The organism is Bacillus sp. FSL W8-0640, from assembly GCF_038007725.1.
GTDB classification, from domain to species: Bacteria; Bacillota; Bacilli; order Bacillales; family Bacillaceae_G; genus Bacillus_A; species Bacillus_A cereus.
The window spans coordinates 1,988,272-2,010,920 of the sequence record NZ_JBBOXT010000001.1; the positions used below are offsets into that span (position 1 = coordinate 1,988,272).

Here is a 22,649-nt window from a genome sequence, read left to right on the forward strand (position 1 = left end):
CAACATGTTTTTATTGATCTCTCAATAAACGCTTATTTTCTATAAGAATGTGCTTTTAAAATGAAGATGTCAAAAGTTATTCAATTAAAGGGCAGATTAGTTAAGGAAATCTTAAATCTATTCTAAAGATCGAACTCATTTTTAGAATGCAAATATTTAATTGAATCGGGATGTTTAGATGAAAAAAATATAAGTCCACTCAAGATAAACAAGTATCAGGTGTGTTAGGTAGTTTAAGCGACAAGTATAGGATTGATGCAAGTATCCTTCGCATAGTAACTGCATTATCAGATTTTTTTAGGGCCAAATTTTTTGGTAAGGTTAATGGATATTGTGAAAAAGTATACTTAAAATAAAGAAGATAGTTTAGGTCAATAAGATAAAATTATGAATTTGTATAAATAATCCATAATTTTCTTTATGAGTTATATTTGGTATGTTAAAGAAAAGAGAGGAGAGGGGAAATGAAATAAGAATTTTTGATGCACATTTTCATATTATTGGTTTAAGTTTTCTGATTATTGAGAATTGAAGGGGTTTCCGACTAATTAAATGTGATTCATATTTAGTAAAGTGTTTAATCCAACTAAAATATATTTAGAATGAGGTTTTAAATGTTTGTTTTTATTATACTAGACGTAATATTACCAATATTAATATTAATGCTGATTGGTGCAATCTTACAAAGAAAGTTCCAATTTAACTTAAAGCAGCTTTCTACACTTATTACTTATTGCTTAATGCCAGCGGCTGTATTTGTGAATATATATGATATTAGTATAGAGACAGGTTTGTTGCTCCAAATAATATACTATTTAATGCTTTATAGTCTGAGTCTGATCATAGTAAGTCATTTCATTTCAAAAACATTAAAGTTAGAAAAAGGAGAAAGTGCAGCTCTAAAAAATAGCATTTCGTTAATGAATTCCGGTAATTATGGGTTACCAGTAAGTCAATTGATTTTCAGTCACAATCCAGTGGGGGTTTCCATTCAGATTTTTATTGTGATTTTCCAGAATCTTTTAACTTATTCATATGGGATATATAACTTACTATCAGCAACAAAAACAATCGGAGGTATTATTCAATCATTTCTAAGACTGCCTGTATTTCATGCGCTCGTATTAGGGGTTCTCTTTCAATCTTTTAAAATTCAAATACCTAATTCTATCTTGCTACCTCTTAATCAGCTTGCGAATGGTTTTGTTGCAATAGCACTCATATTGCTAGGGGCGCAATTATCCAACATTAAACTTAATTTTTTCCATCGAGTCATAACATGGGCTTTAATTGGAAGGTTACTGATGGGACCATTATTAGCACTTGCTGTAATATACATACTAAACATCGATGGTATTGTTGCACAATCGTTATTTATTGCAAGTTCTTTTCCTACTTCAAGAAATACATCAACCATTGCTATGGAATATCAAATAGAGCCTGAATTACATGCACAAATCGTTTTATTTTCAACAATTTTCAGCATTATTACAGTAACTGTCGTTATTTATTTATCATATATTTTGTTTTGAATATACGTGCAAAAACGAAAAGATTTGAGGCGGTAAATGATGGACAGAAGTCCTATAGATATGAGAAGAAAGCAGTCTTTCATATATTGGGTGTCGTTTACAATTGTACCATGTTTCAAAATCTAGTGACTTAATTCAAAAAAAGAAACTTATTAGGGTTTATTTCGTATGGAAATCTTTAAAGTATTTACATATAGACTTGCGAAAAAAAGACACAATCTCGCTTATAATTAAAGTTATATGAGCTTAGGGTGATAGCGATGGGGTGGGAGTGTCAAGTAAGAATTTTATGCATAATTGCCACTAAGGGAGATGATTAAAAGTTGAGTAAACAGAATATCAGCACAATAGTTTCAGGAGATTTGATTGTTACCCATCTAATTGGCCAGATTAATACAGAGGATGTGTATGAATGGTTTAATGATTTTGAGCAGGTTTGTCAGCAATTTATTTCTGAGGGTCGGAAATACAAATTGTTGGTGGATAGAAAAGGGTATACCCCAAATCATTTTTCTGTTCAAAAAGTATGGAAAGATAAGTTCTTCAATGAAACCATTTTGAATCATAGTAAGGCAATTGCATTTCTTCTTGAAGAAGGAGAGGTACTGAAGTATTTGCAACAATCCAATACAAAAGAATCCGTGGAGTTTTTTGATGATTATGAACAAGCGCTAATTTGGTTGAATGAATATCCAATATAAAAACTGAATAGAAAGAGTTGCTCGTAATGTTACACTTGTCATGAAATTTATTTGTTTACAAGTTGCAAACACCATTTATTTTCTTCATAGATTGCTTGTGAAATAAAAGAACGGAACTACAACAAAAAGAACAAACGTCCCCTAAAAAACGTTTGTCCAAAGGTAATTACTATTTTAACTAAGAAATAGATTACAATTTATGTGTACGAGAAATCTTTTTTATAAGTTTAGGCAATATAGATGTTAGTTCTTGCTTCAAACGCTTCGTAAATGATGGATCTTTACCAGAAGTTGAAATAGTGACAACATATTCATTATTTCTTATAACGCCAGGTGTGTGAAAAGATGATTCTGTACCATCACTTACAACGTTAACCCACTGGAAATCATGAGCGGCCTGTTTGACCATCATATTTACAGCGTGTTGATTTGTAGCTGCATAAATAAGGTGAGCATCTTTAATATCATCATTACTAAAAGCTTTTTGCTTCCAAGTAATATAAGAAAGTTCCTTCATTTCCTCGCAAATTTCTGGACTGACAACAGTGACGAAAGCGCCTGTATCTTTTAATCCAGACGCTTTTCGATATGCAATTTTACCTCCACCAATGATAACAACCACTTTATTTTGTAGATTAAACATAAGAGGGTACATGTTATACATATATGCATTCCTCCATTCGTTCTAACAATGTTAGTTTCATATATGTATCAAACTGAAGACAGTTACAAGTCGTAACATGATTGTATTTTTTTGTATGCAATTCAATTTTTTGAAGTAATAATCCGGTAAAGAGAAGGTATGGCATGACATATACATGGGACGCAGTCGATGTTATATCCTTGAGCTCAACAGCAAAAGAGGGAGTTCCTTTCGTTAAAAAGGAACAGGATACTGGCATACCAAGTTTTCGTTCGATGGCTGCTCCGATTTGTTGTAACTCATGTATCGGTTGTGTATCACTACTGCCTCGTCCTACGAGTAAAATACTACTATTTTGCATTGGCATAGCTTCACGTATTCTTTTCACTACAAGTTCCACCATATGTGGATGTGTACTAAAAGGAGGTACAACTGAAAATGTTATTTGTGGATATTTCTTTTGTAGTTGTTCTATTTCAAAAGGAATATCACGTTTATAGTGAGCTGCTGCAAATAATAAAACAGGTACAATCATTATTTCAGTTGCGCCCTCTAGTAATGTTTCTGTAACTGCATCCGAAATGGTAGGTGTCGTTAGTTCTAGGAAAGCAATTTTTTGAATTCTTTCGTTACGTTCTTTTATAACAGATTGAACAAAATGAATGAATTGTTCATTACCTTCTTGTAGCCGGCTCCCATGCCCAACATATATAATTCCTTTCATCGCAGCACCAAATCTTTCTTCATAATCATGTTTTGTAATTGCTCATCTACATGATGAAATCCAACTTTATTCGCATAGTGTAAAGTTGGAACGTCGGTATACGAGAAAGGGAGAGTAAGGATATCGATAAAGCCAAGTCGTTTTATTTCTGATAAAAATGTATCAATTGAGGCACGCCCTTCAAACACAATGCTTCCCCATGAGAATTCAGAAAGCATACGAGAATGAACTTCATCGAAGCGATCGTCAATAGTATACGCATGAGTCATCATATAAGAACCGGCACCAATTTTTTCTTGAATAACAGCAATTCGGTTAATGTTTCGTCCTAAATAAATCGTTGAATTCGAAGAAAATTGCGCAGGTTTACTTAACAATCCATATTGCATGAGCTTTTCTTGAATAGAAAGATTCATATACTGAAGTTCTGCCTGTAAGGAACGAATATCTTTATGATATTTACTGCATGATTGCATTAAGATGTCTACACTGTCAGCGGAACAAAATACAAGACGATCAACGGTAAAAATCATATTGATTTGTTCAGAGGTTAATGTGTATTCTTTCTTTTTGAAAGTTGGAATTTGATATATTTCTGCACCGGACTCTTGTAACATTTGCTTTATTGCGCTTTTTTTATTTGTTGCAGATGCAAATAAAACTTTCTTGCCGTGCAATGGCTTGCGTTCTTTCCAAGAGATTTGATCCCGTAAGGAAACGACATCACCAACAATTGTCATAGAAGGATTAGAAATATTTTCGTTTTTGACAATAGAAACAATGGTAGACAGTGTCCCTGTGACAACGCGCTGTTTACCAGTTGTACCCCATTCAATGACTGCTACTGGCGTATCTTCTTTTTTTCCTGCTTGTAGTAAGTTTTCACAAATTGTAGGTAAGTTTTTTATACCCATGTAGTAGGCAATCGTGTCGCTATTGTAAGATGAATTATATTTTCCATGATCGGTTAAAGGACCTTTTGCATGTCCGGTTAATAAAGTGACACTATTACTGTAGTCACGGTGGGTGAGGGGAATACCTGCATAGATACTAGCGGCGATGCTAGATGTAATACCTGGTACAATTTCATATGGAATATTTGCTGATGCTAAAGTTTCTGCTTCTTCACCAACACGGCCAAAAATAGATGGATCTCCGCCTTTTAAGCGGACTATGATTTTTCCTTCTTTCGCAAATTGAAGGAGGTGTGAGTTAATCATTTCTTGACGCATAGTATGATTCTTTGGCATTTTTCCGCAATAAATAAGTTCACATGTTTCTTTTGTATAATTAAGAAAGGAAGGGTTTAATAAGCGGTCATATAAGACGATATCTGCACGATTTAAGCACTCTATCGCTTTTTTTGTAATAAGCCCTTCATCACCTGGTCCTGCACCAACTAAATATACATATCCGTTCATATTCGCACCTCGTCTATTTTTATTTAAAAGGAAGCCAGGGGAGGCTTCCTTTTTTAAATTACATGTATATATAAATATCCCCGTCAATAACTTCTACTTCATACGTTTGAATACAACCGTCATCAGGTTTTTGAACTTCACCTGTTAGTAGTGAAATTTTCCAATCATGTAGGGGACAAAAGACGAATTCTCCAGATACAATACCTTCCGCTAATGGCCCTTTTTTATGAGGACAACGATTTTCTACAGCTCGAATATCGCCATTTGAAAGGCGGAATAGGGCGAAAGACATACCTTTCATTTGCACCTCTTTACCGATTTGAATAGGAAGGTCTTCTGCACGCATAACTTTTATTTTTTCTTTCGTTTGTATCATATAGATCACAGCTCCTTATTTCACAGTTTCTACTTCATACATCGCTTTTAATGATTTCGTTTCTAGTGCTTGTCCCCATGCTTCTTTATATGTGCCACGAGCTTTTTGGAAACGTTCATTTAACTTAGTGACCATATTTGCATCTTGCAGTATTTCCTTTATGTGATCGAAGCCTAATCGTTCTGTCCAGTAGGCAGTACGCTCTCCATAAATACCAGTTTCACGATAATATTGCATGTAAGCTGTAGCGATGCGAAGGACATCATCTTCAGTAGGGACAATCATTACAAAATCAGCTTCGCGTACTTCCGTACCACCATTTCCGCCAATATAAAGTTGGTATCCATTTTCGACACAAACAACGCCAAAATCTTTCGTCAGTACTTCCGCACAGTTACGTGGACAGCCCGTTACACCCATCTTCATTTTATGAGGTGTATCTACCATTTCTAATGATTGTTCAAGCAACATACCAAGTCCTAATGAATCTTTCGTACCGAAACGGCAGAAACGAGAGCCAACACATGATTTTACATTACGAAGAGATTTTGAATACGCATATCCAGAAGCCATATTTAATTCAGCCCATACGTTAGGTAAATCTTGTTTCTTAACACCGTATAAGCCAATTCGGCTCGCACCTGTAATTTTCACAAGTGGAACATCGTACTTTTTCGCAACTTCAGCAATTTTCATTAAATCATCTGCTGTTGTAACGCCTCCGTACATACGTGGAATAACAGAGAAGGTACCATCGTGCTGGATGTTACCATTCATTCTTTCATTCACGAAACGGGATGATTTATCATCTTCATATTCTTCTGGAATCGCCATACGTAAATAGTAGTTTAAAGCAGGACGACATTTCGAACATCCATCTTCATGTACAAAACCAAGAACGTTTCGTACTTCTTTTGGAGATTTTAAACCTTTCTCATGAATGGCCGCTACGACTTCATCACGTGATAAAGGTGTACATCCGCACATACCGGTAGACTGTGCAGAAGCATCAAAAGCATCTCCAAGTGTATGAGATAAAACTTGTTCTACAAGCGGACGACATTTACCACAAGACCCTGCGGCTTTCGTACAGGCTTTAACTTCTTCAAAAGTCTTTAACTCCTGTTCTAAAATGGCGTGAACGATTGTGCCTTTCGTAACACCATTACATCCGCAAATTGTGTCATCCGCACTCATAGTAGCAACGTCAAGTTCACATTCTTCACCAGCTTTGTGAAGAATGGAAGCTGGTGTATATTCTTGTATATCTTCTTCTTTCTTTAATATGCTAAAGAGGCGGGTACCGTCAGCTGTATCACCGTATAAAACGATACCGACGACTTTATTATCACGAATTAATATTTTTTTATAGGAACGTTTACATTCATTAAAGATGGATATTGCTTTCGTTTGATCATCTTCATAAATTTGGCCAGCAGAGAATAAATCACAACCAGCAACTTTTAATTGTGTACCGACGATACTGCCCGAATATCCATCAGTTTGTAAATTTGTTATATGTTTTGCTAATATCGCACCTTGTTCATAAAGAGGAGCAACAAGTCCATATGCGATACCGTCATGCTCTGCACATTCTCCAACTGCATAAATGGACTCATCATTTGTTAGCATATAGTCATTGACTACAATACCGCGATTTACAATTAGACCAGCATCTTTTGCTATTTGCGTATTTGGCCGTATTCCGACAGCCATTACGATTAAATCACAATCTACAACTTCACCGTCTTCAAATTGAATGCCCTCAACATGGTCTGTACCAAGAATTTTTACAGTTTTCTTTTCCATTAAAAACTTCATGCCTTGTGCTTCTAAATCTTCACGCAGAAGAGCAGCTGCTTTCGTATCTAGTTGTTGCTCCATTAAGCTAGGCATTAAATGAACAACATGTACGTCCATTCCTAAATCAATTAGACCTCTTGCGGCTTCTAAACCGAGTAACCCGCCACCAATGACAACGGCCTTTTTCTTTTCTTTAGCGGTATCTATCATAAATTGTGTATCTTCAATAGTTCGAAATCCTGTTACACCAGAAAGTGCGGAACCTTCAACAGGTAAAATAAAAGCACTAGAACCTGTTGCGATAATGAGCTTGTCGTATGTAAGAGTACGCTTCTTTTCTGTAATAATAATTTTTTCTTCTCGGTTAATACTTTGAACTCTTTCATTCGTATACAAAGTTATTTCGTTTTCTTCATACCAACTGTATTCATTCATAATGATATCTTGTATATTTGTTTTGCCTTGTAAAACATGAGAGAGCATAATGCGGTTGTAGTTTGGATGCGGTTCATCTCCAAAAATAGTAATCTCATATGAATCACTATCATGTTTTAAGATTTCTTCCATACAGCGAATGCCAGCCATACCATTTCCGATCATAACTAAACGTTTTTTCATTTTCGTTTCCCCTTTTTATGTGAAATATTGAACAAAGGATTATATTTTTATTATAGAAAATCAAATAAGGGGGAGATGTGATATTTATCACATCTTTATAATGATTCACAAATTGTTAAAATTCGGTTTTATGTGAAGGGGATGTGAATATTTTTCGCGAAACGAAAAAGCAGGCCATAAGTATTTACACTCATGTCCTGCACTTGATTTATGCTTTCGTAATGGCACGCGGAAATAAAATATTATTTTCTAAATGAATATGCTCAAATAAATCAGACTCTAGCGCTTCGAGGCGTTGGTAAACAAGTCGATAAGTACCGCAAGCACCTTCTGGAGGAGTAAAGTCATTTGTCACTTTACGAAGTTCTTTTATAATATTTCCAGCATGATTGTGCTCATTTTCTAGTTCATTTACTACTTTACGTAACTTAGCATAGTTTTCATTAGTTGGATTTTGTTCAAATTCTAAAATTAATGGAAAATCTTCCATTTCTTCTTTAATTAAATGCTGTTCTAATTCCATTCTAAGTTCATGAAATAGCTTATGAATTTGAGCAAAATGAGGCTGACTTGCCCCATGAACACGTAATACTTTTGTCACATATGGACTTAACTGTGGTAATTCTTCATTTAAATAGCGGTGATGCTTATTTATGACATAATCAATCAATTCACGATAAGAAGCATTTTTCCAATCAATTTCCGATTCATTTAATCGTTTCGTATTATGATAAAGCGTATTTAACTCTGTAAGCACTTCAGTAGCTGATAAATTTCTTTCATGAATTGCATCAATAAGTGGCTTATTACCGCCACAACAAAAATCTATTCTATATGATTTAAAAAGATCACTAGCTTTCGGAAATTGTGTAACAATCTCACCAACAATTGAAGTTTCAGTAAATGTATGTTCCATATGAATGCCTCCATAAAATTTTAATGTAATATCTGAATTAAGAATAGCGATAAATTAAAATCTATGTAGTGATTGAAATCACTTATTCTGTGTCGTTTTTGAGAATAATAAGAAGAATGTTATTAAAATAAGGGGGAAAGTAATAAGTGGTAATATTTTACGTTAATAAAAAAGAAGCTTAGTAAAAGCTTCTTTTTTATTACTATTTTTCACATGCAATTCCATCGCCATCACGATCAAGATGAGAGCTATAACCTGGTTGCCCTTTATGTAAAGGAGCTTTCCCAGCTGCTCTAACTGCAGCACAATTTTTGTAGTATGCACTATCAGTATTACCATTAGCTGGTTGTGTTTGAGCTTGCTGTGCTTTTTGTTCTTCTTGTTGTTTACGAGCTTGTTCATCAGCCTGACGTTTTTGTTCTTCTTGTTGTTTACGAGCTTGTTCATCAGCCTGACGTTTTTGTTCTTCTTGTTGTTTGCGAGCTTGTTCATCAGCCTGACGTTTTTCATCCTCTTGCTTACGAGCTTGTTCATCAGCCTGACGTTTTTCATCCTCTTGCTTACGAGCTTGTTCTTCGGCTAGACGCTTCTCATCTTCTTGCTTTTGAGTTTTTTCGTCCGCCTCTTTCTTTTCTAGCTCTTTTTTCTGTTCGCTATCTTTTGGCTCTTCATTATTAGAGGCAACTTTTGTACTAGTTGCTGTCGTTTTTTCAGAAGAAGGAGCTGAAATACCTAATAACGCAACAAAAATGACAAATAATACAGCTGTAATAATAAATTGTTTTTTCGCTACACCTGTTTTCTTAATAACAGATAAGATTGCTAGAACAAGGAAGAATATAAATAGAATGAAACTTAAAGTAGAAAAAAACTCGACGACGGGGTGTTCCGATTTTGTTGTACCGGCCGTTATTAATATAATAGAAATCATAAAAAGAATAACGGTAGGACGTCCATATTGTTTTGCTTTTCCATTTTTCTTAAAGAATGAAATGATACATAAGATTAAAAGAATAAAAGCAATAAAAAATAAAGCTGCACCAATATTACTTAAAATCGATATTTTCATACCTCCATTTGTAAGATTCTTCTTATTGATTATATAGGAATTTATTGGATATTACACGTTTTGTATAAATTTAGAAAATTAATATTTTTAATAGACTCATAAACATTTATTTTATATCTAAGGAAAAATAGATATATTTCCTATTACTTTTTGAAAGAGATTTCATAAATTATAGTATATCGATTGAAAGGAGGAGATTTGAATGGAATTTCAATTGTTGGTAACTTGTATATTACAAGAAGGTAATGCTTACTTTTTAGTAACGAAGGTAGATGATGTTATTACGTTAAAAGTACCGATTACTGCGGGAGTAGCAGGTTTATTTTTAGCTTTAGGTGTACCAAGATGTTCTTAATTTAAATCTATAGTAGAAGAGGAAGGGACATGCCTTCCTTTCCTACTATTACATAATATAATTATGTAAACTTAAATATCATATTTGTGATAGCACGTTTGAAATGGACATGCATATACTATAATGTTTCATTGGATGTTAGCGGTGAAAGGTAGTTTTAATAAGTGCATCCAGTGATATTTTTAAGCTATGAAAATAAAAGAGGTGCTATTATATATGAAAAGAAAAACATTGGATATTCCAGTTACATTGCGAAGAGAGTGGTTTTTAATAGAGTTAGCTCATTTAACGAAAAAATATGGAATTGAAATTGCAACTAGTAAAATGGATGCTGCACCGTTTTTAAGAGATCAAGTTACGGAGTCAAAGATAGGGAAAGGGCTACAATACGATAAATATGATGATGAGTATATAATTGAAAATTAAAGGGTAACAACAAAATTAAATTAATTTATAACAAAATATAAAATAAAGCAGATTCTAAATATAGAATCTGCTTTATTATGAAATACTTGTAGTTAACTAGCCTCTTTCTAGTGTTTTTCCTACATATTTCTCTTGCGTTATTCCAAAAGAGTCACGAAGAATGCGAGCATAATCTTTAGATTCTATTGGTCGTTTATTTTTGGTGCCTTTAAAGGTTTCTGTATAATTTTTATTTGTTAATGATATGTGACCATAAGTAGTTAATTTACAAGTGATAGCTCCTTTATTAAAAGGAGATTCTTTATGCTCTACAATCACTTTTTGAATCTTATTCACTTTTTTCTCATCTATTGGATCTACAGTGAAAGCATAGCCTATTTTCCATTCGTTTGAAGGTTCAGATTGTAAGAAACTTGTAGATTCCCCGTTAGCTCCTTTTCTCATTTCTAAAATATGCGTACCTTTTCGAGTATTTCGCTTACGAATTCGATATTCTCCTGTTTGAGAGGAGATGACTTCTCCGTTAAAAGGGACTGGATGTAAAGGGAGATGAGATGCAAAACCTGCATCCACAACATAATCTTTATCCTCATGACTTAATATGATAATGACATGACCATCATCGGGTTTCCATTTATTATCGTAAAGGTCATAAACAGTACCGGCTACTTTGTATACTTGAAACCCACAATCAATTAAAAAATAATACAATAGGGAGTTTAATTCATAACAAAGTCCACCTCGTTTTTGAATAAGTAACTTTTCTATTAAGTTATCTTTTGAGATATTCTTAATAGTACCAGCCATAATATCAAGATTTTCATAGGGGAGAATCATTCCCATTTTTAAGAGAATTTCATCTAAATCATCAAATGTTATTTCTTTTGCAGGAATTTCTAAGCGTTTAAAAAACTCCTTTTGTAATTTGGTCATCATAAAGTATTCTCCTTTCTTTTTACAGAATTTTCTTCTGCTCACCGATAGGTTAGTACTTCTAAAAAGTTAATTCAAGTGTGCGGAAATTATCATAATATATGTTTCTGGAAATATGATTTTCTATTCGGAAATTTCAGTTTAATTTTTAATCGTAGGAAAGTCTTATAATACAAGCTCCTTTAAAATTAGTTTGTATTTAATGAAAAGAAAGTACATATCTTTATTATATTTTTAAATAACTAACTAGTAATAAAATGTTTTTTTACTAAAATTTTTTCAAGATTTGTATGCTTTATATAAACAATAATGATTTAAAAAATATCTGGGTGTAGCGAAGTTAACAATTATTGAGAAACTTTTTTGTCGTATTCTATCAAAAGGAAGAGGTAGAAACAAAGAGAATAACGAGAGTTAAGGAAGAGGGTATACAACTAGTAACCTTCTAAAAATAGGGTTAACATCTTTTAAACATAAAAGATTAGCTATTATTAAGGAAGGGAAAATATAAAATATTATAAAGAACACCTTCTTTCAAAAAAATAGGGGGGAGTAATATGCGACTGATGAGAAGATGTGTGGCCTTACTAATTGTATTTTTTATCATGGCTCCAACGATTAGCACAAATGTACAGGCAGAAGTTGTAAAAGAGCTTGGAAAGGGGTTTCCTGATACAGAAGTATTCACACCTGGAGAATGGTTTTTAGGCCAAAAACCTGCTAATTATGATGAGAATAAACCGCCAATTCTCTTTGTACAAGGAAGAAATGGTAATGCTGATAGTTGGTATGGAAAGACAGTATATCATGATATAAATGATATGTATGATTATGCTTTAAAAGCAGGCTATCAAACAGTGTTTATACAATTGTATGATGCTGCAGGGAAAGGTTCGGCTAGTCAGTGGGATAACGGAAAATTGTTAGCACAAAAACTTGAAGAAATATATAATTATTTCGGTAAAAAAGTTAATATTGTAGCGCATAGTAAAGGTGGTATTGATACACAAGCCGCATTAGTTGAATATGGTGCGAATCGATTTGTTGGAAATGTTATTACACTTGCTACACCGCATCACGGCTCAAATTTAGCAGATTTGTCATATAGTTGGTGGGCAGGTTGGCTTGCTTCTATATTAGGTCAAAAAGATGATGGTACGTATTCGTTACAAATAGGTGAAATGGCAAAGTTTCGTTCAATAATAGATAACAACCCAGCAGCTAAATTAAACCGTTACTATACGGCTACTGGAACTAGCTGGGGGCCAACATTTTCTGCATTATCTATGGGCGGGTTATATTTATCATCGTACGGTTCAAATGATGGACTAGTAAATGAATGGAGTGCGAAGCTATCGTACGGTACACATTTATTTACAGATTCCAGATTTGATCATGACAATATAAGAAAAGGATCAGCTGTTTTTGCACGAATTGAACCATATTTACGTACGACAAATGTGGGATTACCAGCTTTAGTAGCATCCAGCACTAGTTCAAATGAAAATCTAGAACAATTAAATACAACTTCAAATCAAAATATTTTAGGAGGCGAATTACCACAAAATCAGTGGATAGAGCAAAGTATTTCTGTTGATAAAAAGGCTGAAGGAATAGTTTCTGTACTAACTGCTTCTTCTGATGTAGAAGTACAAATGGTATCTCCAAAAGGAAAAATCTATGCAAATAAAGATAGCGCTATAACTACTGGTGAAGGCGAATCTTTCTTTAATGGGGCGACAATTAGAACATTTAAGTTTGATAAATTGGAAGTAGGCGAATGGAAAATCAAAATGATGGCGAAGCAGTCGAAAGATGCATATTTAGTTGTAAGCGATTACAAGGATGACGCACCATTTGTTCTTCGAATGCCTACAAAAGTTAAAGTAAATAAACCTGAGTATAAACTGAAAAAATCACCTGTGGCACCTGAAATGAAAGGGGATCTTTCCATAACAGTAAGAGTCGTTAATAAAGAAGGTAAGTTAGTCTCTGAATTTAATGAATTACAAAATGTTAATACGAATACATTTACAGGTGCTTTGAAAGATATAAAACAACCGGGAGTATATAACGTTACGATGGATATAAAAGGGATGAATAAAGAAGGAAAACCATATAATCGTACGATTGTTAAGTCGGTTTATGTAGAGAAATAAGGAAGAATAAATAAGTATAATAAAAAAGTGCAGAAATCTTGTGTTAGAAAGAATTCTGCACTTTTTTATGTGGGGAGAGATAATAAAAGTTGAAAAAACTGTTATTCAATAAAAAAAGATGCTGAAATAGCATCTGAATGTGAAGAAATAATTTTAACTTAGTTTTGTAACTGTTAATTCAACTGAATTTATACCATTGTCACAAGTTACAATACTTTGACGATTAAAACCACTATTATTTCTAAGTTGAAGAGTTGAATTAGCAGGCACTGTAACAATCGTTTCGCCAACGAGTTGAAGACATTCGTTATTTGATGAAGTATTCATTTGAATAGCGAAGTCACCTTGACTATTAGCAAGTGGATTGTTATTTAAAAATATAGTTATGACTGGGATATGTGGAAATACAGGATTTAAAGTAGTATTAATACTGGAAATGAACGAAACTCTATAATCACCAGCTTGTCTAAAGTGTATAGTAGTAGGATTTAGTAAGGAAACACCTCCTGCTAAAGGTCCAACGTGATTAAATGGAAAAGGATCTCCAAAAGGAACAGTTATAAATTCAGTTTGCCAAAAAGTTCCGTATGCAGGACAGCTTCGTTTATGTGAATGGTCACATGAACATTTTTTATTTGAACTGGAAGAAGATTTGCATGAGCATTTTTTATACGAGTTTGAAGAATGATAGTATGAACCCAAAATATTACCTCCTATTCTTAATAAATTTAAACCACATAGTAGTTTATGAAGGTGAATCACAATTGGCGTGTATGCTTGTACTATAAAAGGAAATAGATTTGGAATATAAAGTGATCAAATGATGAAGTGTAGTATTTGGGTATTACCTGTAACACCTTTTGAAGATGATAAGGTTTATAATTTGATAGAAAAATAAATGGAATTTCTAAATAGATTGAAGTAACGAGGAAACGTTTATCCCGCTATTTTCCGAGCAGTAAGACTCCCATCTCAAAATTCAGCGAAAGCAAAGAAGTTAGGTGGGGGATGAATTAAACCCCCACTCATTAAAATTTCACTTTACTATATTTATTTAGTCTGACAAAACAGAAATATTACCTTTAGCTGTATGGATGTTATCATTTGGTGAAGTTATAATATTTAGCTATATTTATATTAGGTTATTCAGTTTATTTTTTATTTGCGTAGCTGAGCAGGAAAAAGTCAGAAAATATAGAATAATATACATATGAAGCATCGTTTGTTTTTGGTGTGAATAGTAATTAAAGATACGCTAAAATATTTAAAATTGTAACGAAAGAGAGATTAAATAATAGAGGGAGCAACTTACATGGAAAATATATTAAAGGTATCTTCAAAATCAAGCCCAAATTCAGTCGCAGGTGCAATAGCAGGAGTACTAAGAACAAGTGGTAATGTGGAAATTCAAGCGATTGGGGCTGGAGCTATAAATCAAGCGATTAAAGCAATTGCGATTGCAAGAGGGTTCGTCGCTCCAAGTGGTATTGACTTAGCTTTTGTTCCAGCGTTTCAAGAGATTTCTATCAATAATGAAGAAAGAACAGCGATTAAATTAATTGTAGGCCCTAGAAAGAAAAGGTCTTAGTAGAAGAGAGCGTTACTATAAGGGAAAAAGGCCAATAGACTTCCCAGGTTAGATACGCTATTTTATGTAACCGATCCTTGGGTGTGGACACGGCATTATACCGGACTCATGTCTGTTAATTTCTCCTTAAATTTAGCGCGTGTTCTAGATACTTAAAAATGCCAAATCCTTTGTGATATAAGGGATTTGGCATTTTTGATGTTTTTAAAAATAAACAACCTTAAAACTGCTCATTTAGAAGATTTAGTTTTAGTAGCGGCCATTGAACGTTTTTATGATAGTTTACCTGATAAATAGAAGAGTTTACCAATGAAAAGTAACTGGGGGATTCAAAAAATGAATCAAACTATTTTAGAGAAAGTCCTAAAATTTCGGGACGATAGGAACTGGAAGCAGTTCCACAATCCTAAAGATTTAGCTATTTCTCTTTCTTTAGAGGCGAGTGAGTTGTTGGAGAATTTTCAGTGGAAAAGCAGTGAGGAAGCTGTAGAAACAAAAAAAGAAGACATGAAAGATGAGTTGGCAGATCAATTGGATATTGATTTAGAAGAGATTATTATAAACAAAATAGAAAAAAATAATAAAAAATATCCAGTAGAGAAATCTCGAGACTCTAAAAAGAAATATAATGAAATTTTAAAAAGGTGGAATTAAATATGTTATATCTTTTTACTGCAAGTAATGATAGTGCTATAAAAAATTTGGAAGCTACTATTGAAAAACCATATCCTATTTCTAAATGTTTAGCAGGTTTAGATGCCGATACAGTAACTAAACTTAAAGATAATGAATTACATGAGAATGTATGTGGGGAGCAACTCCTGGTTCTTCAAATGTTGATAGATGGGAAAAGTTAAAAGAGGGTGACGGGATTTTAGCATATTCTAAAGGGGAATTTAAGTTTTTCGGGACAATTTTTGCTAAGACTCATAACCCAGATGTAGCTAGGGAAATTTGGAAAACAAACGATAATGATGAAACTTGGGAATACATCTATTTTATTAAGGATCTAAAACCTGTAAACATTAAAGCAATCGAATTCGCAGCTTTCTTTGGCTACAAATTGAACCATACACCACAAGGATTTACTAATATTGATTCAACAAAATTAGAAATTAAATTAGCAAAATATAAATCTATTGATAATATTATTAAAGCGTTGAATGAGAGCTTTATTCTTTCTGAGGATGAGCAAGAGGAAGATATGTATCAGGCTAATATTGATTCGGATTTTAGTAAAGTAAAGATTGCAGAAGAAGAGAAACCGGAAAATCGAAAAAAAACTAAAATGGAATCTGGTAGGGAAGTATGGCCTCGTGATCCGAAAAAAGCTAAACAAGCTATTAAACAGGCAGAATTTAAATGTGAAATAGATGACACACATGAAACATTTGTATCGGAAGCCAGCCGAAAAAATTATATGGAGGCCCATCATCTAATACCGTTAAGAATGCAACATGATTTTGAAAATAGTTTAGATGTTGTTGGAAATATAGTTAGTATATGTCCGAACTGTCATAGGTTGATTCATTATGGAAGAGACAAAGATAAGAAAAAAGTTTTAGAACTTCTCTTTGAACAAAGAAAAGATTCTTTGAAGAAGTTCGGTATTGAGGTATCTCTCAAAGAGCTATTTGGATACTATGGAATTCTAAAATAAGAATATTCATAGCTATAGTGAAGGTAGAATGTTTCATACTTAAACATAGCTATTATTGTGATGGAAATTTAAATTTCGTCTTTTGAAAGTATCAATAATTTGTATTATTTTTATAGGGTTATATATTTTTCTTTTGCTCTGCTGTATAGCAGAGCTCTTTTTTTTTTGTCGTACAAAAGCCACCTATATATGTGAAGTGCACCCCAATTGTTAGGCTGTGTCTAACAATTGGGGTGCACTTCAGTCCTGTCGGGCGGCTTCTTTTAATTTATATTCACCAATTCATCAAACTTAAACTTAGTATTCAAACCAAAGGCATCTGTACAATATATAGTTTTCGTCATCGGTTCAATATGTAATACATTTATGTACATGTCTTGCACCATTCCATCACGATAGTATGAGATATGTATTTCTTCTTCCTCGTGAAAAGATTGCATTAACGCTCTTTCTATTCGTTCCATAGTATCTTGTGTTAAAAAAGGTTTAGGTACTTTATATTGTTCCTCAAACATTCTATGTATTTCCTCGTATTGCTCCGGTATTGAAGCAAACGGATTCCATTTCACCATACCTCTTCCACGTACTACAGGAAAGCTGTTATATCCCATGATGTAATACCTCACTTTTGTTTTTTTAACTCCACTACAAACAAACATGTGTTCTTTTTTAAGGTTTGAAAAGGGACCATTTTGTTAACATGAATATTCAAAAATAATTTTTTCAAGTTAGAATATTCAAAAACTTATTTATGCAAACAAGCATGTCATGATAACATTTAACAAAAGGGGGTAGAAGTAGATGAGTGTTGACATTATTTCTAAAGAAGAAATCACAAAATTATTAAACGAATGGTATCAAGCTATGATTTCACAACGTGTATTACAGTCTCAGAAAATAAAAGAAGATATTGCAAATAAAATCAATAATATTAAGGAAGACCAAACAATATTAGTCTACTACGCTTTATTGAATGCACGGTATAAACTGCTAATTCGGGATATGGATAGTACAAAAGATATTCTGGACAAAATCGAGCCTTTACCAGAGTCTACAGAAACATTTTTAGAGTACTATCATCATTTATTTAAAGCAATTTACGCTATTAATAAAGCAAACCATAGTGAAGCAAGAATGCAATTTGAAAAAGCTGAAACGTTTTTAGAATACATGCATGATGAAATTGAAAAAGCAGAATTTAATTATTGGTTTGCAGTCCATTACTATCACGTATTAAAACCGATCCTAGCAGTTCAATTTGCTACAAAGGCGAATGAAGTATTTTCAATTAGTCCAGGGTATGAATTAAAAACTGCAGCATGCTTAAATACTTTAGGAATGGCACACATTCGACTAAATGAATTCGAAAGTGCAGAGGAATATTTACTTTCAGCACTAGGTACCTTCCAAAAATCTAATGATGAACTTCTTATTAAACGAGTTAAGCATAATTTAGGACTTTTATACGCAAGTCAAAACATGCCAGAGTTAGCAATTAAACACTTAGAGGATTCATTAGAAAATAACGCTAAAACTATGTTTCTTTTAGCAAGAGAACATTTTAAGTTAGGTTATAGTGATATCGCTAATGAATATATTGAGAATGGCTATAAGATTAGCGACTTATGTTATCGTCATCATTTCCGAATTTTAAAAGCAGTACATAACTATGTACCGCAAGAAGAATTAGAAAATGTGGTTATAGAAGGTATTTCGTATTTTGAAAAAGAAGAATTATATGATTGGGTAAAAGAATATGCTTCTCTTTTAGGTGAAAGATTCTATGGTTCAGAAAATCACAGAAAAGCAAGCAAGTATTTGCACATCGCTTTAGATGCAGACAAAAAGAGCATAGAAAGAAGGGCGCTAAAATGAAAAAAGCAATCTTATTAATGATGATGTTATCCGCTGTTTTTACTTTTGGTCTTACTAATGTAAAAGACATACCACAAAACGAAGCAATTGAAGTGTTTATGGATCATGGAGAACATATTTAAAACCTAAGGAAGAGGGCGCTTATAGTGTCCTCTTTTTAATATCTATTATTTATATGATGAGGTTGCAGGTACGTCTTTTGGTTATTGTTTGATAAACGTAAGATGTTTCTAAAAATGTGTATACAAAGGTGTAATTTTGTACTGTATATGTTCACGTACTATATAAAAAAGTATGAAAATCTTTAAAAATAATTATTTCAATAAAATTTGTTTTAGATATTAAAAAGTGCCAAAACCCTTGTGGTATAAGGGGTTTGGCACTTTTGTGTTTTTTATATTTTATCAAATAAACAACCCTAAAACTGTTCATTCTTCTCCCAAGATTCAACGATATAATGTGCGATCGTCGGATTGAAGCCTTTACCAACTAAAAACATAATCGCAGCAACTTCTGTTAATGCGTGTTCATGTGATGTATGTTTTGCTTCATTTAAACCGTAATCTACCCATGGTTTTACGAAATCTAGTACGGGTTTCTTGAAAGGTAAAAACTGTGTACCGACAACTTGTTGAATTTGTTGTTGTGTTGGTTCAGTAATTGGTCCAGGTGGTAAGATTTGTGGTTGTGTAATGTCTAGTGTTGGTCCAGGTGGTAAGATTTGTGGTTGAGTTGGATCTATTGTTGGTGGTTTAGGTGGTGAGACACGTGCGTCGTAGTTTGGTTGATACATTTGTTGTTGGTATTGCGGTTGTTGTGGTTGAGTTGTGTATGGGTTTTGTGGTGCTGCATATGGATTTTGTTGATATTGTTGTTCTTGGTTTTGTGGTGCTGCATATGGATTTTGTTGATATTGTTGTTCTTGGTTTTGTGGTATTACATATGGATTTTGAGGATATCGCTGTTCTTGATTTTGTGGTGCTGCATATGGATTTTGAGGATATTCATAATTTGGACGTGTGTCATATGGATTTTGTTGAAATTCAGTTTCTTGGTTTTGCGTTGTTGCATATGGGTTTTCGTCATATTGTGGTTCTTGCTGTTGTAACTCTTGTTCTTCGTATTGTTCTGTGTATCTCTGTTCTTGTTGTTGAGGATACAATGGTTGCCTTGGATAAGGCGGTTGATTATTATAGAACATGTTTATTCCTCCTTCATGATGATGCCTACCACCTAGTGTATGGGCGGACAAGAAAATATGTGATGAAAAAATGCGGGCGTGTTACAATAAGTAACTGGGTGAAGATAAAATGACAAAACAAGAAAAAATTCAAAAAACAATTACTTTTGTAAAACATATTTTAGAAAAAGATGCGAGTGGGCATGATTGGTATCATATTGAACGTGTACATAAAATGGCGATTTCTTTATCTGAGCAAGAAGGTGGAAATCGTTTTATAATTGAAATGGCAGCATTACTTCACGATGTGGCAGATGAAAAGCTAAATGAAAGTGAAGAAGCAGGAATGAAAAAAGTTTCTGATTGGTTAGAAGAGCTACGGGTTGAAGAAGAGGAAAGTAAACATATTCTTCATATCATCGCCAATATGTCTTATAAAGGTGGCCATGGCGGCACAGTAGAGTCACTTGAAGGGAAAATTGTTCAAGATGCGGATCGTTTAGATGCTCTTGGTGCAATAGGAATTGCTCGTACATTTGCATATGGTGGGGCGAAAGGGAGATTAATGTATGACCCAACTATTCCGCCGCGTGAAGAAATGACGAAAGAAGAGTATAGAAAAAATAATGATCCATCTTTAAATCATTTTTATGAAAAACTTTTGAAATTAAAAGATTTAATGAATACGAATGCAGCAAAACAAGAGGCTGAAATTCGTCATCGTTATATGGAACAGTTTATTGAACAATTTATGAAAGAGTGGAATGCACAAATATGAAAATGTTAACTGTGGAGAACTTATCAAAATCATATGGAGAAAAGCCGTTATTTGATGGATTATCATGTAGTATTACAGAAGGACAACGTGTCGGAATTATTGGTGTAAACGGAACTGGTAAATCGACATTATTAAAAATTATTGCAGGATTAGAAACTCCTGATACAGGTGATATGACGCATTCACGTGGGTATACAATTAGTTATTTATCACAGCAACCAGAGTTTGATGAGAAACTGACAGTATTAGAGCAAGTGTTCCATGGTGATACACCTTTAATTCGTCTTCTTCGTGATTATGAAAAAGCACTATTAAATATTGAAAAAGATCCAAGTAATGAAAAAGTACAGGAACAATTATTTGCAGTGCAGCAACGTATGGATGCAATGAGTGCATGGGAAGCAAATGCAAATGCGAAATCTCTTTTAACGAAATTAGGAATTACGGACTTCACTGCAATTGTTGGGAATTTATCTGGTGGACAGAAAAAACGTATCGCAATGGCACAATGTTTTATTGAAACACCGGATCTATTAATTTTAGACGAGCCTACGAACCATCTTGACCATGAGACAGTTGAATGGTTAGAAGAATATTTAGCGAGATATACAGGTTCGGTATTACTTGTAACCCATGATCGTTATTTCTTAGATCGTGTGACGAATCGTATTTTTGAATTAGATAATGGTAAACTATATAGCTACGAAGGAAACTATAGTACATTTTTAGAAGCGAAAGCACTTCGTGAAGAGCAAGAATTGGCACAAGAATCGAAACGCCAAAATTTATATCGTCGTGAACTTGCTTGGATTCGTCGTGGTGCAAAAGCCCGTTCTACGAAACAAAAGGCGCGTATTCAGCGTTTTGATGAGCTAAAGGCACAAGAAGGACCAGCTGCAAAACAGTCAGTTGATATTGCACTAAGCGGAAGTCGTCTAGGAAAGAAAGTACTTGAGTTAAAAGATGTAACGAAAAAATTTGGCGATAAGACGGTATTACATAATTTTAATCATATTGTGAAACCGGGTGATCGTATCGGAATTATTGGGGCGAATGGAAGCGGGAAATCTTCCCTATTAAATATGCTTGCAGGTAAGTTATCTCCTGATAGTGGTGAAGTGGAAGTAGGACAAACTGTAAAAGTTGCTTATTATACGCAAGAAAATGAAGAGATGAATTTAAATCAGCGTATGATTGAATACATTAAAGAGATTGCAGAAGTTATTCATACGACAGATGGAAAAGTAATTGGTGCATCTCAAATGTTAGAACGTTTCTTATTCCCGACGCATTCACATGGTACACCACTTGGTAAACTATCTGGTGGTGAAAGAAGACGTTTATATTTATTACGTATTTTAATGGGAGAACCAAACGTACTTTTACTTGATGAACCTACAAACGATCTAGATACACAAACATTAACAGTACTAGAAGATTATTTAGAAGATTTCCCAGGTGTCGTTTTAACTGTATCGCATGACCGTTACTTCTTAGATAAAGTAGTAGATGAACTGTTCATCTTTACTGGCGGAGGCGAAGTGCGTGAGTTTCTAGGTAGTTATACAGATTATTTAGAAATGGAAAAAACGAGAGAACTTATGGAGAAAGCGGAAGTTCAAAAAGAGAAAAAAGTTGTAGAAGAAGCTCCAAAACAACAACGTAAACGTAAACTTTCATACAATGAACAGCGTGAATGGGAAACGATTGAAGATACAATTGCCGAACTTGAAGAGAAAATTGAGTCAATTGGAGAAGAACTTGCGAAAGTTGGATCTGACTTCACAAAGGCACAGGAATTATCTGAAGCACAGCAGAAAACAGAAGAAGAGCTAGAAAAACAGATGGAAAGATGGAGTGAACTATCAGACATCGTTGAAGGATTAAAATAA

Annotated in this window: 24 protein-coding genes and 1 pseudogene; 14 read left to right on the forward strand and 11 right to left on the reverse strand. The window is 33.6% G+C overall.

The window, feature by feature from the left end; all coding sequences use genetic code 11:
* Positions 1-182 precede the first annotated feature (182 nt).
* The 3 genes and pseudogenes from N2V80_RS10400 to N2V80_RS10410 all read left to right on the forward strand — a co-directional run.
* Positions 183-311, forward strand: a pseudogene (locus N2V80_RS10400) (PspC domain-containing protein); the annotation flags it as partial.
* Positions 312-614: 303 nt separating this feature from the next.
* On the forward strand, positions 615-1,532 hold the full coding sequence (locus N2V80_RS10405; protein WP_000497508.1) for an AEC family transporter: 918 nt from the start codon (positions 615-617) through the stop codon (positions 1,530-1,532).
* A gap of 323 nt (positions 1,533-1,855) precedes the next feature.
* Positions 1,856-2,233, forward strand: a complete 378-nt coding sequence (locus tag N2V80_RS10410) for an STAS/SEC14 domain-containing protein (RefSeq protein WP_061655330.1) — start codon at positions 1,856-1,858, stop codon at positions 2,231-2,233.
* A gap of 190 nt (positions 2,234-2,423) precedes the next feature.
* On the opposite strand, the gene N2V80_RS10415 is transcribed toward N2V80_RS10410, so the two are convergent.
* The 7 genes from N2V80_RS10415 to N2V80_RS10445 all read right to left on the reverse strand — a co-directional run bounded on the left by N2V80_RS10415 (position 2,424) and on the right by N2V80_RS10445 (position 9,797).
* Positions 2,424-2,897 carry a precorrin-2 dehydrogenase gene (locus N2V80_RS10415; protein ID WP_000282595.1) on the reverse strand — a complete coding sequence of 158 codons (474 nt, stop codon included), beginning with the start codon at positions 2,895-2,897 and terminating at the stop codon, positions 2,424-2,426.
* On the reverse strand, positions 2,890-3,600 hold the full coding sequence (locus N2V80_RS10420) for a sirohydrochlorin chelatase (protein ID WP_000676191.1): 711 nt from the start codon (positions 3,598-3,600) through the stop codon (positions 2,890-2,892). Before N2V80_RS10420 ends, N2V80_RS10415 begins: the two co-directional genes overlap by 8 nt.
* Positions 3,597-5,021 carry a uroporphyrin-III C-methyltransferase gene (locus tag N2V80_RS10425; protein WP_098283103.1) on the reverse strand — a complete coding sequence of 475 codons (1,425 nt, stop codon included), beginning with the start codon at positions 5,019-5,021 and terminating at the stop codon, positions 3,597-3,599. The genes N2V80_RS10420 and N2V80_RS10425 overlap by 4 nt, the downstream gene beginning before the upstream one ends.
* Before the next feature lie 58 nt (positions 5,022-5,079).
* The gene (gene nirD, locus N2V80_RS10430) at positions 5,080-5,397 is read right to left on the reverse strand and encodes a nitrite reductase small subunit NirD (RefSeq protein WP_000616682.1); all 318 of its coding nucleotides are present in this window, start codon (positions 5,395-5,397) and stop codon (positions 5,080-5,082) included.
* A 15-nt stretch (positions 5,398-5,412) separates the two neighbouring features.
* Complete coding sequence (gene nirB / locus N2V80_RS10435; protein WP_000746918.1) at positions 5,413-7,818, reverse strand: NADPH-nitrite reductase large subunit; 2,406 nt, start codon at positions 7,816-7,818, stop codon at positions 5,413-5,415.
* Positions 7,819-8,026: 208 nt separating this feature from the next.
* Positions 8,027-8,734 carry an iron-sulfur cluster repair di-iron protein gene (ric, locus tag N2V80_RS10440; protein ID WP_061654572.1) on the reverse strand — a complete coding sequence of 236 codons (708 nt, stop codon included), beginning with the start codon at positions 8,732-8,734 and terminating at the stop codon, positions 8,027-8,029.
* A 202-nt stretch (positions 8,735-8,936) separates the two neighbouring features.
* Complete coding sequence (locus N2V80_RS10445) at positions 8,937-9,797, reverse strand: excalibur calcium-binding domain-containing protein (protein ID WP_000025808.1); 861 nt, start codon at positions 9,795-9,797, stop codon at positions 8,937-8,939.
* 208 nt (positions 9,798-10,005) lie between these two features.
* Here N2V80_RS10445 and exsG point away from each other — a divergent pair, with 208 nt between their 5' ends.
* Together exsG and N2V80_RS10455 are read left to right on the forward strand one after the other, a co-directional pair.
* A complete protein-coding gene (gene exsG / locus N2V80_RS10450) occupies positions 10,006-10,158 on the forward strand; it encodes an exosporium protein ExsG (protein ID WP_000395679.1) in 153 nt (50 codons plus the stop codon).
* A 216-nt stretch (positions 10,159-10,374) separates the two neighbouring features.
* The gene (locus N2V80_RS10455; RefSeq protein ID WP_000824207.1) at positions 10,375-10,584 is read left to right on the forward strand and encodes a hypothetical protein; all 210 of its coding nucleotides are present in this window, start codon (positions 10,375-10,377) and stop codon (positions 10,582-10,584) included.
* A 96-nt stretch (positions 10,585-10,680) separates the two neighbouring features.
* Here N2V80_RS10455 and N2V80_RS10460 read toward each other — a convergent pair whose 3' ends face one another.
* Complete coding sequence (locus N2V80_RS10460) at positions 10,681-11,520, reverse strand: arylamine N-acetyltransferase family protein (protein ID WP_000988427.1); 840 nt, start codon at positions 11,518-11,520, stop codon at positions 10,681-10,683.
* A 554-nt stretch (positions 11,521-12,074) separates the two neighbouring features.
* On the opposite strand from N2V80_RS10460, the gene N2V80_RS10465 reads away from it, so the two are divergent.
* A complete protein-coding gene (locus N2V80_RS10465) occupies positions 12,075-13,676 on the forward strand; it encodes a lipase family alpha/beta hydrolase (RefSeq protein WP_061655190.1) in 1,602 nt (533 codons plus the stop codon).
* A 153-nt stretch (positions 13,677-13,829) separates the two neighbouring features.
* Here the strand turns inward: N2V80_RS10465 and N2V80_RS10470 are convergent, their stop codons facing one another.
* Positions 13,830-14,378 (reverse strand): hypothetical protein, encoded by a 549-nt coding sequence (locus tag N2V80_RS10470; RefSeq protein ID WP_000536153.1) that lies wholly within the window; start codon positions 14,376-14,378, stop codon positions 13,830-13,832.
* Between the two features lie 610 nt (positions 14,379-14,988).
* Between N2V80_RS10470 and N2V80_RS10475 the strand changes: the two genes are divergently transcribed.
* From N2V80_RS10475 to N2V80_RS10490, 4 genes are all read left to right on the forward strand, one after another.
* Positions 14,989-15,264 carry a stage V sporulation protein S gene (locus N2V80_RS10475; protein WP_000427801.1) on the forward strand — a complete coding sequence of 92 codons (276 nt, stop codon included), beginning with the start codon at positions 14,989-14,991 and terminating at the stop codon, positions 15,262-15,264.
* Between the two features lie 336 nt (positions 15,265-15,600).
* A complete protein-coding gene (locus N2V80_RS10480) occupies positions 15,601-15,918 on the forward strand; it encodes a nucleotide pyrophosphohydrolase (protein WP_061655191.1) in 318 nt (105 codons plus the stop codon).
* A 2-nt stretch (positions 15,919-15,920) separates the two neighbouring features.
* Complete coding sequence (locus N2V80_RS10485; RefSeq protein WP_253859343.1) at positions 15,921-16,121, forward strand: hypothetical protein; 201 nt, start codon at positions 15,921-15,923, stop codon at positions 16,119-16,121.
* The gene (locus tag N2V80_RS10490) at positions 16,070-16,924 is read left to right on the forward strand and encodes an HNH endonuclease (protein ID WP_229172705.1); all 855 of its coding nucleotides are present in this window, start codon (positions 16,070-16,072) and stop codon (positions 16,922-16,924) included. Before N2V80_RS10485 ends, N2V80_RS10490 begins: the two co-directional genes overlap by 52 nt.
* A gap of 263 nt (positions 16,925-17,187) precedes the next feature.
* Here N2V80_RS10490 and N2V80_RS10495 read toward each other — a convergent pair whose 3' ends face one another.
* Entirely contained in the window at positions 17,188-17,535 is a 348-nt protein-coding gene (locus N2V80_RS10495) for a YolD-like family protein (RefSeq protein WP_000541073.1), read from the reverse strand.
* A 190-nt stretch (positions 17,536-17,725) separates the two neighbouring features.
* Here N2V80_RS10495 and N2V80_RS10500 point away from each other — a divergent pair, with 190 nt between their 5' ends.
* Both N2V80_RS10500 and N2V80_RS10505 read left to right on the forward strand, forming a co-directional pair.
* Positions 17,726-18,799 carry a response regulator aspartate phosphatase gene (locus N2V80_RS10500; protein WP_061655192.1) on the forward strand — a complete coding sequence of 358 codons (1,074 nt, stop codon included), beginning with the start codon at positions 17,726-17,728 and terminating at the stop codon, positions 18,797-18,799.
* A complete protein-coding gene (locus tag N2V80_RS10505) occupies positions 18,796-18,921 on the forward strand; it encodes a hypothetical protein (protein WP_000709202.1) in 126 nt (41 codons plus the stop codon). The genes N2V80_RS10500 and N2V80_RS10505 overlap by 4 nt, the downstream gene beginning before the upstream one ends.
* 296 nt (positions 18,922-19,217) lie before the next feature.
* Here N2V80_RS10505 and N2V80_RS10510 read toward each other — a convergent pair whose 3' ends face one another.
* Positions 19,218-20,000: a hypothetical protein gene (locus tag N2V80_RS10510; protein ID WP_000499720.1), complete on the reverse strand. Its 783-nt coding sequence runs from the start codon at positions 19,998-20,000 to the stop codon at positions 19,218-19,220.
* A 109-nt stretch (positions 20,001-20,109) separates the two neighbouring features.
* Between N2V80_RS10510 and N2V80_RS10515 the strand changes: the two genes are divergently transcribed.
* A complete protein-coding gene (locus N2V80_RS10515; protein WP_000165966.1) occupies positions 20,110-20,757 on the forward strand; it encodes an HD domain-containing protein in 648 nt (215 codons plus the stop codon).
* Positions 20,754-22,649 (forward strand): ABC-F family ATP-binding cassette domain-containing protein, encoded by a 1,896-nt coding sequence (locus N2V80_RS10520; protein WP_000783170.1) that lies wholly within the window; start codon positions 20,754-20,756, stop codon positions 22,647-22,649. The genes N2V80_RS10515 and N2V80_RS10520 overlap by 4 nt, the downstream gene beginning before the upstream one ends.

Excerpts from the sequence above, each read along its gene's own strand:
- N2V80_RS10460 (WP_000988427.1), bottom strand. The coding sequence starts at position 11,520 with ATGATGACCAAATTACAAAAGGAGTTTTTTAAACGCTTAGAAATTCCT.
- nirB (WP_000746918.1), bottom strand. The coding sequence starts at position 7,818 with ATGAAAAAACGTTTAGTTATGATCGGAAATGGTATGGCTGGCATTCGC.
- N2V80_RS10515 (WP_000165966.1), top strand. The coding sequence starts at position 20,110 with ATGACAAAACAAGAAAAAATTCAAAAAACAATTACTTTTGTAAAACAT.
- N2V80_RS10420 (WP_000676191.1), bottom strand. The coding sequence starts at position 3,600 with ATGAAAGGAATTATATATGTTGGGCATGGGAGCCGGCTACAAGAAGGT.
- N2V80_RS10505 (WP_000709202.1), top strand. The coding sequence starts at position 18,796 with ATGAAAAAAGCAATCTTATTAATGATGATGTTATCCGCTGTTTTTACT.
- N2V80_RS10425 (WP_098283103.1), bottom strand. The coding sequence starts at position 5,021 with ATGAACGGATATGTATATTTAGTTGGTGCAGGACCAGGTGATGAAGGG.
- ric (WP_061654572.1), bottom strand. The coding sequence starts at position 8,734 with ATGGAACATACATTTACTGAAACTTCAATTGTTGGTGAGATTGTTACA.
- N2V80_RS10500 (WP_061655192.1), top strand. The coding sequence starts at position 17,726 with ATGAGTGTTGACATTATTTCTAAAGAAGAAATCACAAAATTATTAAAC.
- nirD (WP_000616682.1), bottom strand. The coding sequence starts at position 5,397 with ATGATACAAACGAAAGAAAAAATAAAAGTTATGCGTGCAGAAGACCTT.
- N2V80_RS10475 (WP_000427801.1), top strand. The coding sequence starts at position 14,989 with ATGGAAAATATATTAAAGGTATCTTCAAAATCAAGCCCAAATTCAGTC.
- N2V80_RS10520 (WP_000783170.1), top strand. The coding sequence starts at position 20,754 with ATGAAAATGTTAACTGTGGAGAACTTATCAAAATCATATGGAGAAAAG.
- N2V80_RS10455 (WP_000824207.1), top strand. The coding sequence starts at position 10,375 with ATGAAAAGAAAAACATTGGATATTCCAGTTACATTGCGAAGAGAGTGG.
- N2V80_RS10405 (WP_000497508.1), top strand. The coding sequence starts at position 615 with ATGTTTGTTTTTATTATACTAGACGTAATATTACCAATATTAATATTA.
- N2V80_RS10490 (WP_229172705.1), top strand. The coding sequence starts at position 16,070 with ATGTGGGGAGCAACTCCTGGTTCTTCAAATGTTGATAGATGGGAAAAG.
- N2V80_RS10480 (WP_061655191.1), top strand. The coding sequence starts at position 15,601 with ATGAATCAAACTATTTTAGAGAAAGTCCTAAAATTTCGGGACGATAGG.
- exsG (WP_000395679.1), top strand. The coding sequence starts at position 10,006 with ATGGAATTTCAATTGTTGGTAACTTGTATATTACAAGAAGGTAATGCT.
- N2V80_RS10510 (WP_000499720.1), bottom strand. The coding sequence starts at position 20,000 with ATGTTCTATAATAATCAACCGCCTTATCCAAGGCAACCATTGTATCCT.
- N2V80_RS10495 (WP_000541073.1), bottom strand. The coding sequence starts at position 17,535 with ATGGGATATAACAGCTTTCCTGTAGTACGTGGAAGAGGTATGGTGAAA.
- N2V80_RS10465 (WP_061655190.1), top strand. The coding sequence starts at position 12,075 with ATGCGACTGATGAGAAGATGTGTGGCCTTACTAATTGTATTTTTTATC.
- N2V80_RS10415 (WP_000282595.1), bottom strand. The coding sequence starts at position 2,897 with ATGTATAACATGTACCCTCTTATGTTTAATCTACAAAATAAAGTGGTT.
- N2V80_RS10485 (WP_253859343.1), top strand. The coding sequence starts at position 15,921 with ATGTTATATCTTTTTACTGCAAGTAATGATAGTGCTATAAAAAATTTG.